At 40.6% G+C, this 15,785-nt stretch carries 11 protein-coding genes and 1 riboswitch; of the genes, 6 read left to right on the plus strand and 5 right to left on the minus strand.

Features of this window, described 5'->3' with window-relative positions; all coding sequences use genetic code 11:
• Window positions 1–222 precede the first annotated feature (222 nt).
• Together VEJY3_RS08220 and VEJY3_RS08225 are read right to left on the minus strand one after the other, a co-directional pair.
• Window positions 223–2,688 carry a DUF3987 domain-containing protein gene (locus VEJY3_RS08220; RefSeq protein WP_014231986.1) on the minus strand — a complete coding sequence of 822 codons (2,466 nt, stop codon included), beginning with the start codon at window positions 2,686–2,688 and terminating at the stop codon, window positions 223–225.
• Between the two features lie 389 nt (window positions 2,689–3,077).
• On the minus strand, window positions 3,078–3,896 hold the full coding sequence (locus VEJY3_RS08225) for a hypothetical protein (RefSeq protein WP_014231987.1): 819 nt from the start codon (window positions 3,894–3,896) through the stop codon (window positions 3,078–3,080).
• Between the two features lie 262 nt (window positions 3,897–4,158).
• On the opposite strand from VEJY3_RS08225, the gene VEJY3_RS08230 reads away from it, so the two are divergent.
• From VEJY3_RS08230 to VEJY3_RS08245, 5 genes are all read left to right on the plus strand, one after another.
• Window positions 4,159–4,623 carry a hypothetical protein gene (locus VEJY3_RS08230; protein ID WP_014231988.1) on the plus strand — a complete coding sequence of 155 codons (465 nt, stop codon included), beginning with the start codon at window positions 4,159–4,161 and terminating at the stop codon, window positions 4,621–4,623.
• Between the two features lie 359 nt (window positions 4,624–4,982).
• Window positions 4,983–5,288: a hypothetical protein gene (locus VEJY3_RS08235; RefSeq protein ID WP_014231989.1), complete on the plus strand. Its 306-nt coding sequence runs from the start codon at window positions 4,983–4,985 to the stop codon at window positions 5,286–5,288.
• A gap of 524 nt (window positions 5,289–5,812) precedes the next feature.
• On the plus strand, window positions 5,813–6,775 hold the full coding sequence (locus tag VEJY3_RS08240) for a glycosyltransferase family 2 protein (RefSeq protein ID WP_014231990.1): 963 nt from the start codon (window positions 5,813–5,815) through the stop codon (window positions 6,773–6,775).
• 82 nt (window positions 6,776–6,857) lie between these two features.
• A complete protein-coding gene (locus VEJY3_RS26175) occupies window positions 6,858–7,148 on the plus strand; it encodes a GtrA family protein (protein WP_374953214.1) in 291 nt (96 codons plus the stop codon).
• A gap of 9 nt (window positions 7,149–7,157) precedes the next feature.
• Complete coding sequence (locus tag VEJY3_RS08245; RefSeq protein ID WP_014231991.1) at window positions 7,158–8,540, plus strand: hypothetical protein; 1,383 nt, start codon at window positions 7,158–7,160, stop codon at window positions 8,538–8,540.
• A 377-nt stretch (window positions 8,541–8,917) separates the two neighbouring features.
• On the opposite strand, the gene VEJY3_RS08250 is transcribed toward VEJY3_RS08245, so the two are convergent.
• The 3 genes from VEJY3_RS08250 to VEJY3_RS08260 form a co-directional block, all read right to left on the minus strand.
• Window positions 8,918–9,802, minus strand: coding sequence for a site-specific integrase (locus VEJY3_RS08250; protein WP_014231992.1), 885 nt, complete (start codon window positions 9,800–9,802; stop codon window positions 8,918–8,920).
• A gap of 452 nt (window positions 9,803–10,254) precedes the next feature.
• The gene (locus VEJY3_RS24470) at window positions 10,255–12,579 is read right to left on the minus strand and encodes a PKD domain-containing protein (RefSeq protein ID WP_014231993.1); all 2,325 of its coding nucleotides are present in this window, start codon (window positions 12,577–12,579) and stop codon (window positions 10,255–10,257) included.
• A gap of 43 nt (window positions 12,580–12,622) precedes the next feature.
• Complete coding sequence (locus tag VEJY3_RS08260) at window positions 12,623–12,877, minus strand: hypothetical protein (protein ID WP_014231994.1); 255 nt, start codon at window positions 12,875–12,877, stop codon at window positions 12,623–12,625.
• Window positions 12,878–13,339: 462 nt separating this feature from the next.
• On the opposite strand from VEJY3_RS08260, the gene VEJY3_RS08265 reads away from it, so the two are divergent.
• Window positions 13,340–14,473, plus strand: coding sequence for a helix-turn-helix transcriptional regulator (locus tag VEJY3_RS08265; protein ID WP_014231995.1), 1,134 nt, complete (start codon window positions 13,340–13,342; stop codon window positions 14,471–14,473).
• Window positions 14,474–15,569: 1,096 nt separating this feature from the next.
• Window positions 15,570–15,670: riboswitch (glycine riboswitch) on the plus strand.
• Window positions 15,671–15,785: the final 115 nt, after the last annotated feature.

Raw genomic sequence — 15,785 nt, forward strand, 5'->3', positions numbered from 1 at the left:
TCCCGTCTGTTCTCTTTACATTAAGAGAATGCCTCAGGCCTTTAAATTCGGTACTTACAGGGTTATTTAGTGTTATGTTCCCTTATTCCCCCTATATACCCCGGAAAATATTTAATCCGAGAATCATTAACATCGTTCGTTAATTTACTAATGGGTAATATATTTACTAAGAACAGGGGAACGCATGTGTTTTGAACCTAAGTGGTTCACCTAAGTCACCACTTAGGCTGAGAGCATTCCCTCTTGTTCCCTTTGTTCTCCCGTTTGAAAATTTTTCAACGCAACGTAATAATGTTTGTGAGTTTCGGGGTCGGTGACTTTACCGATAGCCTCCATCGCATTCGCAGTCTCCAACAACTCCATAAGATGTTTGGACGATTTCTTCGAAAGATAAACAAGAACAGCATGCGGCATGTAACCTTTCATCAAAGCCTCACGGTGTCGGTCAAAGAGGGTCCCCTTTCGTGCCTCACCGTAGTGCTTAGCTTGGCTAATCATTGATACAATGCGGTCAACTTCTTTGCTGGTAGCCGTTGCACCTGCCTGTGAACTCATAAACTCCGACATGTATGCATTCGACCACTTAACAAGGTCAATTGCCTTTTGCACATGCACTACCTGAATCATGTTTTCTTGCTCAAACTTGCCTGCACCGTCCGTGGGCGGAATGCAATCCATCCAATAAATCAAAGCTAAACGACGAGCATTTTCTTCTGCACGATTTAACAGGCTGCGCTCCATACTCTCAGCTGAACGCATGGCCTCGCGATTCTGATAACCGAATTCGTCTAGTAAAGCTTCCGCTTCTTTAGTTGTTGGCACGTGTAGAGGAAATTTACGTTTGTAAGGCAAGTTACCGCGCCAATTCGTAAATTTATCGAGCATCAAAAGCCCCTCAATAGCTTCCTGCTGAAACTTCACGTGACGAAAACCTTGCTTCTCTGGAACATCAAAAACCGCTGGAAACAGAGTAAGACGAGGCAATAGGCCCGTGGCTGAATCTTCATGCGTTAATGCGTCACCTAAGGTACTAGGCGTGGTAAATCCCATCATGCAAATATGAGGAAACTCGATAAGCTTATCGCTGTTACGTTCACGGTCAGCGTATACGGTCGGCTTCATTACAGAACTACTCGCAGAATATCCCTGTAAGAAACAATCGTATAGCTGAGCCATGTAATCGCCCTTATTATTCTTAATAGCGTTAAACAAGAACCCACACTCATCTGCAAGCAACAGTACCTCTTGGCTAACGTCGCTCAAAAAGTTCCAAAACGCCGGACCACTCGCGAACTTATTCTGGACCTTTAGACCAAAGTTTTTATTTGCTAGTCGTAGGATTTCTTCAACCTTGTTGATGTGATGTTGCTTACCACAACCAGATTCCCCCGTACAAATAAACATCATGTTTGCTCGTACACGTGTTTGTGTGCCTGTAAGGCGTCCACCACTTAGCATTGATAAAGTCATAAGAGTAGCGGCCAAGGCGAATGTAGGCTGTTGATAAATAGCCGACTTCATAATGAAATCAAAGATATCTTTGCCTACCCCAGTAAACGACATGCAGTGTTCAGGAGGTGGCGCTATATCGTATTTGGCTTCACATTCTTTCGGCTGTGGAGAATCCTCTGGTTCTGATTTACCAAACAATAATTCCTTTGTTACTTCAGGTATTGCCGCATACTGCTTTTTATTCTTAAACAACAAGCGATTGTGTTCGTTGATGCTAATGCCTTCATTGGTATAAATGGTATTCCCCGCTTCAATTAATGCCACTCTGAAGTCACCGTGGTGCTCATACTGTACAAACAGATCAAATGCGTCGAACGACTTTCCATGGAGAACATCCGATCCATGGTGTGAAAAAGCACGCTCGCTGTCAGGGAAAAGGTAAACTCCCGCTGAGCCACTCTGGCTATGCGGGTGGATAGCACGTAATTTAGAGGTGAACTTATAGCCATAACTCACCATCAAAGCACGAATCGCGAACTTTTGGTTGTAAGCTTCAACCGGGCTCAACTCACCCTCCCCGAGATGAAAGGCTCTTGATGAAGCCGGTTGCGCAGTCTCCGATGCAAGCTTTAATGAGTAAAAATCCAAGGCGTCAGCAACTAGAGGATGACTATCGTCCACGATGTTCAATGATGTACCTTCGTCCACAATTAAGTGTTCGTAATCACCGTCGACGGTTACAACTGGAAGCAACCAAGCTTGTGCCAACGTTTTACTACAATGATCAGAATCTAAGAAAAGCACATCGTTCAGGTAACTCGCTACGATAGACCAACGTTCAGATTGCGAATTTTCAGCCAATGGAATTACGGCACGAAAGCGTGGTTTTGACTCCGTATGACTCAATGAAGAATAAATACAGAATCGCTTAATATTTACATTGAGCAACACCTTCGCTACACCGTTGATGTCCAGTTCTGGTTCATCTAAATCCAGTACAATTGCTGTCAAGCCCGCACGTTTAACTGCGTTGTCGCTACGGGAACGAGCAGGGCTAGTAATAAAGTACTGTTGCTCTTTTTTCAGTTCTCCGCGGCTCTGGGACGACATTTCTTGATACTGAAGAACCGTCATCGGCAACTTCTCTGGGCTACGCACTTTCTCCAGAAGTTCCGCATAAGCCAAAGCGCTCAACCCCTTGGTCTTAGTAATTGTTTTTCCAGTACTTAAATCCATTTAAACTTCCTTATTTGTTTCGCTATCTACCGCATCGCCTAAACAAACTTCAATATCTGAAGTGCGGTAACGTACTGTTCGTTTGATATCTTTCTCCGTTTTTAGAGATACTGCCATTTCACTCCCTTCGTTGTTAAAACACGTATTGTCCGGACGGGCAGATATTGGCAAGAAAGAGAGTTGACAAGCAATACCAGTAGTTGACAAGCCAGTGTTGACAACTTTGCTCAACACCTTGCTGTATATAGGCTCAAGTGTTGACAACTCGACATAAGATTGGATATTTCAAGACTTTTTATGGATGATTCGAGATGGGAATATGTGGCCAAAAAGACAAAAACCCGCACAACTGGCGGGTTTTAAAATATATTCACATTCTATTTCTTGATTTAAGTAATCTCTATTAACGTTTGGGCGATTACTCTCGGTTGACGTGATTTAAGATCAGGATAAGTGCGTTTTATCTGTGCTTCCAATTCATTAAGGTTTTTTGTATCGGTACCCCATAAGGCAGCTTTTCTCAATTCACTTTTTAGTGCTGCGTAAAATGGCGACTGTTCTTGGTAAGCTGTTTCTTTATCCTGCTCTTTGCCAAGTGCGATCGCTACTTCAATAGCTTCTGGGTAGCTATTTGCTCCAACTTGTTCTTGAAGCATATTAAGGAGTGAACCAAGCCCATCGACACTTTTACTGCGAAGATCGCTAACACGGCTGGTATAAGTGGTTTTAACACCTAGAAACTTATCGACGTCGTTTAGATACAGTTTCATACCTTCTGAAGCACCGCCTTCTACCACGTACCCCAAGTTTACCACTTCCTCAACTCTGTTAAATGTGTCGTATGGTAAGTTTTTATAATCCGTCACTTCAACCACTGTCAGTACATTACCATCGTGATCATAAAGGTGCGGGTGTCGACTATCGATATCTAAGCTTGTTGAATCCGTTACATAGAACCCTGGTTTAAAGTCCAACAAATCGCTATCTTCGATCTCGTGATTAAAGTCAAACTTACCTCGAACCGCAGTGAAAGAACGGCGACATTTGATAACACGTCTCACCAAGCCTCCCATGACAAGGTAAGTCGCAAGTTGCTCCTGCTGTTCAAAATCAAAAGAAAGATCAGGGAACCGGTCCATCAGCGATTTGTTGTTATTGTAAACAACCAGCTCTGCTAGCTCAAAAGGACTACAAGTTAAAATATCCATTTCTAAGTCACATCAACCCATTTAATTATTGAATAAGAAAACAACCAAAAAGTAACGATACACGATATCGTTATTTTCAGATAATTAACAAGGTACGAAGCTACTACTTCACCGCCAACCACTCAAGAGCCAAAAGAGAAAGTAAGGTACTTGTCAATAATTGACTTGTTTCTTTTTCGCAATTACTTACTATTAATAAAGCTATAGCTAATTTAGTATTTACTAATATTATAAATAATTGATTACATAAGGAGATGACCGTATGGGCGCCCCCATTGGAAACCAAAACAACAATAAATATCGACAGACTTATGCCAAGCAAGCCTATAAGCTCTGTTTGGTGGGTGCCCGTGACCAGGACTTAGCGGATTTCTTTGAAGTTCATAGAGACACAATCTTCCATTGGGTCAGCCTTTATCCAGAGTTCGCTGAAGCAAGAAAGCGTGGGAAACTGGCTGCGGATGCCGAAGTGGCCTACAGCCTATACAATAGAGCGATGGGTGTGACCGTAACTAAGCAGAAAGTGTTAAGCTCTGGTCAAGTGGTTGAGTATCAGGAAGAGTTACCACCCGATGTTCGAGCGATGGAATTTTGGCTTAAATGTCGAAGTCGTAGCAATTGGAACCCGAGCCAACAAGTCGAACTGTCCGGCAGTCAAGAAAACCCACTCGCCTTTATTCTTGCGGATATTGCGAAAGATGCAGAGGATGCCTCCCCACTACCGTAAATTGTTCAAAAAACCACCAAATTTAACATAATAACGATAATCTGAACCAAACGCGTTCACCCATTTTGAAATGTCTCACGAAACGTCTATTTCCCGATGTTTAGTCACTAAATACGAGTGAATAGGAAGTGCATAAAACATGCATAAATGAACGCATTTTAAAATCAGAACGAAAGCGCCATTTTCAACACTTTTGTTGTGACCACACCCTAAATCACTTTGTACCCAGATAGACTTCCTATTGAATTGCGCCATAATTTCTAATGTGGAAAGTAACGGTTCCTCGCAAGTTTCCTTTGCTTTCTACGTACCCAACAAACCTCGCCTCGGCGGGGTTTTCTCGTTTTAGGAGGCTTTCTATGGAACATTCCAACCGACGAAGACTACCTTCGATTTTATTTATGACAATGCCATTCGCATCGTTCGCAGTAGGTGCAGCTGCGCCACCACATCATGAAGTCCATATGGACAGTGACCAATTTAAAATCGAAATAACGGCATCACAGCAACAGTTAACCTCTGCAGTCGAGCACTTCAATCAAGCATTAGAACAACAGATGGAAACATATATGAAAGCACAGACAAAGCGGTTTGACCAATATCATGCTCGCCAGATAGAGATGTCGAGAGACATAAAGGAAATCTTGAGACGAGAAGGGCTATAAAATAATCAGGGGGGCGGGTGGACCAAACACTAATACCCTCTCCCCCACCTCAATATATCGGAGTTGGAAATTTATCCAATTTTTCAAAGTGACAATCTTGCTTGCAGTTTATAATTCGTAGTTGAAAAAGCGTCTTTAAGGCACCCTATAACCTATAAGACCAGAAGCTTCAATTTAAAATAAATATTTATCATCACGCCCATTTTTGTTCATTTTCCATCCAAACAGTTTCACTTAGTCGTACTGTAGCGCACTGTCGTAGGGTGTTGGTGGCGTTGGTTAAAATCCAGTCAGTCCGATCATAATTAATTTAGTTAAATACCCCTAAAAAGATAGGTTTCAGACAAATTAACTTTAGCTTCTTTTGCATTGAGGTCATTCACTTTGTCAACTAATTTACCTGTTGATTGACTATACTTCTCCAATGCTTCAATATGTGTTTAGTTTGTTATATTTTTAACCAATTAGCGAACTAAAAAGCCCCGGGTTGATCATATTGACTAACATGCCAATTAGGGAAAGGTATGAGAAAACTAGTTTCTGTGGTAGTTCCTTGCTTCAATGAAAGTGAAGTGATAGACCATACAGTAAATGAGTTACTGGATGTAACCAATCTTATATCAGGGACACATTTTGAAATAATCTTTGTGAATGATGGCAGTTCTGATGACACGGAAAGTAAGCTGCTTAAACATAGTACACACCATGACAATATCTATATAATCTCACTTTCTCGCAACTTTGGACACCAACAAGCGGTGAGTGCTGGTTTGGATGCCAGTAGAGGAGATGCTGTAGTAGTTATTGATGCTGATCTTCAGGATCCTCCAAGGGTGATTAAAGATATGATTGTGAAATGGCAGGCAGGATATAGCGTTGTATACGGTATCAGAGCTAGAAGAGAAGGGGAATCCGCGTTCAAGCTTGCATCAGCTAAGATATTTTATCGACTATTAAATCGTCTTTCAGAAGTTCCAATTCCACTCGATACAGGGGATTTCCGTTTGATGGACAGGGAAGTTGTAGACCAACTTATAGCGATGCCGGAAAGAGCGCGCTTTATTCGAGGCATGGTAAGTTGGGTCGGTTTCAACCAAACCTCTGTTACTTATGAGCGCTCTCCTCGTTTTGCCGGTGAATCTAAATACCCCTTGACGAAAATGCTCAACCTTGCAATGGATGGTATTTTGTCATTTTCCGTTAAACCTCTAAAGCTGGCGATAATAATGGGCTTTGCATGTGCAGGTATCGCTTTTTTTATGGTACTTTATTCTATATACATTCGACTTGCAACGGAGCAATGGGTTTCAGGCTGGACATCACTTCATGTCTCTATTCTTTTTATGGGCGGCGTTCAATTAATTTCAATTGGAATTTTAGGAGAGTATATTGCAAGGATATATAACGAATCCAAAAGGCGTCCACTCTATATTACTAAAAAGAGGTTAGGTTTTGAGAGTGAACAAACCGACGATCCTGCTGAATAATCTGATTTTTTCAGACCTCAGACAAAAAGTCCTTTTTATATTTGTTGGTGTGTTCAACACATTTATTTCTTATCTTTCTTTTGTGTTACTGCTTCAATGGTCGGTGAGTTATATAAAAGCATCGATTCTATCCTATACTATCGGTATGATAAGTAGTTATATATTAAACCGTAATATTGTTTTTCACGCCGATAAAAAAGATGGAGAATTTTTATATTTCTTCCTTGTTAACCTGATTTCAATGATCACTTCTACAGGCATATTGTACGTTTGCGTAAACTATCTCGGAGTATATGTATATTTAGCGCAGGTTGTGGGGATTACATGCTCTTCAATAATTAACTATATAGGGTACAGGGCTGTTTTTACTTAAGGACTATTTATGCTTCAAGTTTTGTCTACTTTTTCTATCTCTTCATCACTATCTAAAATGTCGAGAGTAGATTTAACTGCTTGGACCGTCGCAGGATTATTAGCTATCGTGACAGTATTCAACCTACATATTTCTATGGTCGGGAATGTAGCTCATGATGCATTGAATTATATACCTAATTATGTCGTAAAGCTTGTAACAGAAGGACGATGGATTAATTTCATTTTTTTCGATTGGCTAAGAACTATTCCTCCTGTGATAGCAGCATCACTCTGTAATCTTTTTTTATTTATTTTTGCTTATCAAGTTGGACGTGCTTCAACCAGTGAGACATGGTGCTCCGTAATTTTTGGGTTACTGGTTTTAAATATTCCCAATTTCACTATGTTATTTAAATGGCCAATGACACTGCTACCAGCATCTTTCATATTGGCTCTATTTGCACTGGATTATCAACGCCACTCTCGTTATCGCCTCATGCTAATTGCTGGTATAGTGATGTTTGCTACATATCCAGCTTTCTACTTTTTGGTGCCTTTGCTGTTTATGCGTCAATTGGATCAAGAGAGTTGGGGCAGTGCCGTTAAATTTGTAGTAGTCTGGATCCTAGGCTATATATTGGGCTATGCGTTTGCTCAATTATTTGTTTATATTGCTACCGCATCGGTTGCCGATCATGCGATGTTTATTCAGGTCGCTGAATGGCGCAATCCAACACCGATGATAGATTTATCTTCATTGTTGGTAAATCTGACAAAAAGTGCTGGCAACTTTAAACAAAATATACTGTATCTATCGGAGTTAAGTGCTTGGTTTTATTTACCAATAACAGGAGTATTCGTTTGGGCGCTGAGATACCATTTAAAATATTGCCTAATAAACCTTATGGTCATTTTTTCTGTCTACGCTAGTGTTGTTATAATTGGTGTAAACATACCATTACGCACTGGAATTACTTTGCCTTTGGGCATCGCAGTAATGGCACTCCTTATCAAAAAACCGGTGAGAAGAGTATTATTGCTTGTATCAATGTTTATTCCATTTTCATACCAAGTACATGAGTACAATTACAGTTACAATAGAGACAGAGAAATCACGGGAAGTATTTTAGAAGAGAATGATACTTACGGTTATTTAAAACAACCACATCATTTTAAACAGTTAGTGATAACAATGGATGAAATAAAAACAAGTGAATATCTATTTCATATGACACAGAATAATGCATTTAAAAATATAATGATCATGGAAAATCATTATATTAAACCTCATTTTAACCAATATGGTTGGAAAAGGGCTGATATTCATTTCAACAATGTACTACTCGATAAAGTGACAGGAAAAACGCACATGAATATTAAAGGTGATATTATTTATCTGTACATACGTTAACAGTCATTCATATATAGCAATCAAATAAACTTTTCTCTAATTGGTTTCGATTTATTTAAGTAAAATCTATCCATTTTAGAGCTAAATCATCATATGTTAAAGAGTTATCATGCACTTCTTATTTTTGCTTAAAAATCAACCTTTTAATCAGTTTTAGGAGAAACTAAGACCTAGAAAACTGCAGTCTTACAACAGGAAAAATTCCACAAAACCTGAAGTTTGTTAATCGACTAAATAATAAATTTAAAAATTGTGGTATATATGTTGTTAGATAGGGGGTGGACCAAAACGTTACACCCCCTCCCCCACATCTATATATTGGCATCAGAAATTTATCTGATTTTTAAACTCAGAAACTTCCCAATGTCGCTTCTACCCTAATCAAAAAGCCTCGCCGCTAGAGCTTCAGCATCCAACTTCACGTACCTACTCAATACGCGATGATCACGATGACCAGAAACTTTGGACACCAGCACACTGTCATGTCCTGCTTCTATAAGTTTGGATAACCTGTAATGCCTGAGAGAATGTAAGACAAAATCATGTAGCCCTTCTTCATCAGCTGCTTTGCGAAACTTCTTACTAACGTATTCAGGTAATGCGCTGAAGACAGGGTATGTTGGTGCCCTGTCCGTGGTTAACTCCATCCTTTTACCGAGTATCGCCATTGCCATAGTAGAAAGCGGAACCTTACGGTCTTCCCCGTTCTTTGTGTTCCATAACTGTATGTATCGATGCTCAAGGTACACATCACACCTTCGCAGTTTCAGAACTTCATTCCTGCGACAGGCTGTTTCGCTCAACAACATACAAATGTCGCGTAGTTCTTCCGAGGGTAATCTGGCAACAACCGCCTGAACTTGTTCATGGGTTGGAATGAATTGGCGGACGCCGTAATCTTTTGGTAACCGTATCTGTTTAAAAATATCTGGGATTTGTAAGCCAATATCCCGACGAAGCCAATTGAGCATTGCTTGCAGGGCAGCGGCATCTTTCCGAACAGTACCTGGCTTAACACTAGATAGACGATGAGTAATGAAAGAGTTGATGTTATCCCTAGCATAAGGGCTTGTGGTGAGATCTTTGATTAAATAAGAAGAAAAGTAGCGGCTGATTCGCTCTAATCGGTACTTTAACGTCCCAATGTAAGTTTTATGGTATTGCGCTCGAATTTGAACGTAGCTGTCTATACAAGACGGAATTGGAGTGTTTAAATTAAGGTTTTGTGGTGGAGTTTTTGTGAGATTGTTCACTAAATACATGGCACAGTCCTAACGGATTTGGATAGGAAGACTGTGCTGAGAGGAGGAATGGCACGCCCTATAGGATTCGAACCTATGACCACATCCTTAGAAGGGACGTGCCCTTACCGCTATCAATTGCCATATATGGATTGATCAGGACGCAATCTGTAACTGTTAACTCAAGGTTTTATTAGATCTGACAGGTTATCCTAGCTCATCTATGATCCTTATTACGTTTTTAAGTAATTCCCTGAGTTGCCATAAGTATATAACCGCATTATTTATATTTCAGTTTGGCTTAAGCAGCTCAGACATTACAGCCTTACGTATACTCCATAAACAGTTTTTAGATAACGTTTGTATTTCAATGGGAGAATTAAAGCCCCGAACCAAAGAGTCCGGGGCTTGTGTAAAAGAGGCAAGGTATACCTTCACTTTAGTACCTAAGTTCACTCGAATCGAGTAAACAACTAGTTTCCTGTTGAATCAAAAACTTGACCACTATCTACTGGTGTAGATTTTCGGCTATGTGGGACACCTACTGTTACTGCACCGGTACAACTTTCAAATCCGTCATCAGCGATAAAGTTAATAGTGTACACTCGGCCATCTCCTTCACCGCTTCTTTCTGTGCGAATTAGTGCTCCGTCCGTCATCACTCCAACCTGAATAGAAGCATCAGGAGAGCTATCTCCATCACCCGTTCCTTCAATAGGTTCATCCTGAGTAACACCGGTGATACGGAGAGTTATGTCATTGTGAATATCGTCTGTATCTGTGACGCCTGCGATTTCTACGGAGAGCATCTTATGGTTCGGTGGCCATAGCATGCTAGGTGTAGCTACTGCCAGTTCACAGCTTGGAGGAGCATTCACATCAAGAATATTTATAACAACAGTATCAGTTGAAGATTTAGGATTCACAGAATCATCATCTGTTACTGTTACTTTAAACTCTAGAGCCTCACCACCAGTAGTTGCCGGCGCAGCAAAGGTTGGTTGAGCAATAGTGCTGTCAGATAATGATACAGGAGTTCCTGACTGCTGTTCCCAAAGATAACTGAGTCCATCAGAGTCAGGGTCATAGCTTGCTGTAGCGTTCAAGGTGACAACTGTACCTTCATTCTTAGACTGGTCAGGGCCAGCATCTGCAACAGGAGCATTGTTTTCGGTTACAGTTACCGTAATAAGGTCATCACCGTCGATATGAGAGTCCGGTAACGAAGATAGTTCACTGTATTCCATTCCGTCACTTACTTGAAGTTGGAAAACTAAAGTAGCACCTACACTAAATGGTACTGTAAATGTGGGATTGGCTGTACTGTGACCTACCAAGACGACAGAGGGTCCACCTACCTGAATCCAGCTATAATCAGTAATGGCTTGTCCATCTATATCATAACTACTTGTACCATCAAGTTCAGCTGTAGCTCCTTCTTTAATATTAATATCATCTCCAGCATCCGCTATAGGCTCATTATTGTGCTGCAAGATTACTATATCAACAGTGTCAGCCGAGCTGTATAAGGCGCCATCAAATACGACAAGCTCAAATGTTACAGTTTGATTGGAAACGACATAAGGTGCGGTGAAACTAGGTTGTGCAAGCGTAGCATCATCTAGAGACACTGTAGGACCAGCGATCTGATTCCATTGATAGCTTAATGGGGAACCGTCGGGATCGAAGCTACCTGTACCGTCAAGCTTATATCCAATGCCTTCATTCACGTTGTCATCAGCCCCCGCATCGGCTGTAGGCGCTTGATTCGAAGCATCAATAGTAAATGATGACTGACACTGAGCATTATTATCATCAGTGAACTGCAACGTGACCGCAGTCAGGCCAACTGATGTAGGAGTCCAATTAAAAGTGGCTACCATTGGTGAAGATTGTGTTGTTCCCGTTATAGGAGTTAAAGTTGCACCCACTGGTAAGCCAAGGTGATTAACCGTTAGATTATCTCCATCTGCATCAGTGGCTGTTACTTCAATTGTAATGGGAGTCCCTACAGCAACGACATTATTGATCATACCGCTCGTAATGGAACACTGTGGAGGTGTATTAGCCACTAAGTTACCATTGATTTCAACAATAAAATCATGTGCGGTTTTTTTAAGCCCTTCCTCGTAAATAACTTGAACCGCCCACTTAGATTTATCGGGTGCAGTACTAGCATCCCAAGATAGGACACAACTATTAGACACCGTCATAGTCCCTGAAGATACACTTGGTATATTGTAAATAGCTGATTCGCTTGACGTAGCCATTCTACAAGTAATATCGTCGCTATCTGGGTCTGCCACTGCGAGAGGTATAACATTCGGACCTTGTACCATCTGTAATATAGGTGGAAGTGATGAAATAGAAGAGCCTTTTTGGCTGTCTGTCAGATCAACGTCTGTTCTAACAATAAAAGAGGAGGAACTTGAATTTTGTACCTCAAATATGCGGCAACAACTTTCTAAGCTTACGACCCAAGGTCCTGGCCCTGGGTATGTATGGGTGACGGTGCCTTTCCAAATTTCATATGGAGAGCCGAATAGATCGGTTGGTTGAGCTACTATTGAACCTACATTATTAACAGAAGTGCCATCGCCAAAGTGTATGGTTCTGCTGCTACTAGAGAGTGAATTTACTCTCCATGCCTGATTAATTGTAAAAGTTACGGTATTACCACTAACTTTCTCCCAAGTAAAGTGTGCACCTCTAAAATGGCTAGCAAAAGCATTATTAGCTAGCCCCAAAACCATTAGCCCTGTACAGGCAATTAGCATAATTTTGCTTAATATCTTCATGGCAATATTCCTTAAAGCAATATTCCTTTTTATCAATTACTTATTAAATACCGAGAATAGCTTTTACTTCACTTAACTTTTCATTGAAGGAATCTGTACTTCCCTCTTTACACAAATACATCAAGTCGCCAATTGAGTTTTCGACAGCTAAATGATCTGTTTCAGAAAGCGAGTAATGTTGTGATTTCAGTTCAGCAATAACAACTTCAATATCAGCCATACATACTGGTTCAGCGAACGCTATATGGGTGGATAGAAATGCCGAGGATACAAAAATAGCTATGTGTTTGAATTTCATAGAACCCTCCGTTACTCAAACTCTCGATTTATTAGGAAGCAAAACTTACTTTGATAACTCAAATAAATAGAGTTTCATAAGAGTTAAAATAAACAGTAATGTTTTTGCTTATGATAACTATTGCTAATTTTATTCTCCTGTTACATGAACACTGAAAAGAGTCTAGCTTTTGAAGAGTTCTATTCCTTCCCCCAAATGGGGGAAATTGGAGGATACCTTTCCTTACTGCTAAAATTATCAATAGCGGACAATATCAACGGTATGGCAACTTCCTCAGTGAGAGTGGTGGTAACCTGTGCGATTGAGTTGGCCCCAATCGATAGTGTATCTATAGAGGTTTGAGTTTGTAGATGACGTAAATGTGGGCGTTTGCTGAATTAAGGAAGTTGTCTATCTGGCGTGGTTCCCAGTTAGTGTATTGGTGGCGTTTACTTTGTTTGGATAATCAAGGTAACTGTAAGAATGAAAAGGCCCGAAGATATTATACAGTTGATTTATGAAAGCGCATGTACAGGCAACTATCACAATATGCTACATGACTTGTGCGTCCCTCTTGACAGCAATAAAGCATTCATAACTTTAGTTGATAAAGTCAATCAGCAGGTACCACTATATCAGTTATCTGTTGGCGACCGAGAGCCCAATATGCGGTCAGATCTGGAATGGATGGCAAACAAACACTCAACTACGATGGAATCAGATCCATTGTATTTGCCCTGTCTAGCTCAAAGTGAGGGGGCGGTCTTCGATGACAAAATGTTGATAGAGTCAGAACGCTTGGTCAAGAGTGATTATTTTAACGAAGTTTATGTTCCGGTTGACACGCGTTATGTGCTTGGTGTGAATCTGATTAACGATCTGAATTTTTATGGTGTTTTAGCCTTCAACCGTAGCAGCGTTCAAGAATCATTTAACAAAAGTAACTTCGAATTAATCGAAAATTTGATTCCTCACCTAAAGAGAGCGTTACAGATACAGTTACAACTAGGAGAGCAAAAAAAAATTACGCAGTGCTATCAGGCTCTGATGAATCAAAGCAGTTATGCGTTGGCACTACTAAATGAAGCGGGAAATGTCCTTTTTTTAAATATTAAGTTCGAAATTTTGGTTAGGCAGTTTCCTTTACTGCAGAGTTTTAATGGGAAGATCTATTCAAGTCATGCAATGTTAAACTGTCGACTACAAACGGAACTTCGTGATGCTGTTCGGTTACTTAGTCTAAGCCCATCTTTATCGTGCCCTAAAACAATAGTGTCTCCTCCTCTTGGTCAATACCCAGGGATGACAATCGAGATTTCACCATTTATAAGCAAAGAGTCTGGAAGTAATCCTATTCCATTTAAAGGGATCTTAGTGGCCGTCAAAATGAATGAAGCGTCAAATACCAAACGAGCCCAGAAGGTATACCACTTATCGAAAGCGGAAACACGACTGGTATCGGGGCTAATGGAAGGACTGCCCTTGGTGGATATTGCTGAGAAACAACATGTATCCATTTCGACCATGCGAAGTCACCTCAAGTCAGTTTTGAAAAAAACGGAGACTCACTCTCAAGCTCAACTTGTTCTTGCGATTAGTAAATTGAGTGTTTTTTAGGAGTAACCCATATTGATCTGCACCGCCAAAACTAGGCTGTGACTTAAGCGATCTAGCAATACCTATCAATAATGGCTATTTGAGCTAACTCAGGCCACATCAACATAATGGTGGGCTGACACCCAAAGAGGCTGAACGACTGTATTGGGAAACTCTAAAACCGTGGCCAATTTTAGTTGACCACTACAAAGGGAGTTAGACTGAAAAACAACGCATCATTTAGAAAGGTGGATTGTTAAAATTCTTCGGATAACGTTTGGTAAGGCAAATTAGCAGCAACAAGACATAAATAGGCTTCAGTGCAAATTACTTTTAAGCAAGATAAATAAAGTTTTTTGGCTTGAACCTGACAAGGCTGCCCTTATTCGAAACTAGATATGGCTAATTAAAACATCTTGGTTGCCGCAGATGTCCGGTTATGGGGACGTATGGACCAAACACGAATACCCCTCCCCCACATCTATATGTTGGCATCAGAAACTTACCTGATTTTTGAATTCAGAAACTTCCTATTGTTGCTTCGACCCTAATCAAAAAGCCTTGCTGCTAAAGCTTCGGCATCTAACTTCACGTACCGACTCAAGAAGCGGTGCTCCCGATGACAGGAAGCCTTGTACACCAGAACACTGTCATGTCCTGCTTCAATCTGCTTGGATAGCCTATAGTGCAAATTTTTTTTGTTCTTCGAAAATGCCCGTATGGTTAGTTTCTACCAAAATCTTAGCCCTAGTGTGAACTAAAAATCATGATATTGCCCCACCTATTCGGTGAGGCTTTTTATGCTTTTAACCCAAGCAACTGAGGTACAGATTGGGGTACATTTTGGGGTACATAGGGATAAATACTGTGAAAAAACACTTGACCTATATATCATAATTGGTAAATTACGCGCTGTTAGCTAAAGGCTAACTATCTGATTATCCGAGAATTATATAACATTTTAGTAACATCTAAGAAACTTTATATAAATCAAAGGTAATTGTTCCGATGAAGACTGCAGGAGAGTGGTTATTAATCAAAATTTAATTTTTGATTAGCATAACCTGCCGAAGAATTAACTATTTCAGGTGCTACTTAGGTAGCGGGGACTGTAGTTGGAGGAACCTCTGGAGAGAACCGTTTAATCGGTCGCCGAAGGAGCAAGTCCTGTGTCATGCACAGGGTGAAACTCTCAGGCAAAAGGACAGAGGAGTGGAAAGTTGTAACCTAACTATTTGGCGTTCCCGTCTTTTAAATAGCTTTGTTCTATTAGAGATCTTGTATCTCGCCCTTTCCCTCTTCTCCTTATTAGTTGTTTTATTAAGGGGAAATC

The organism is Vibrio sp. EJY3 (assembly GCF_000241385.1).
GTDB lineage: Bacteria > Pseudomonadota > Gammaproteobacteria > Enterobacterales > Vibrionaceae > Vibrio > Vibrio natriegens.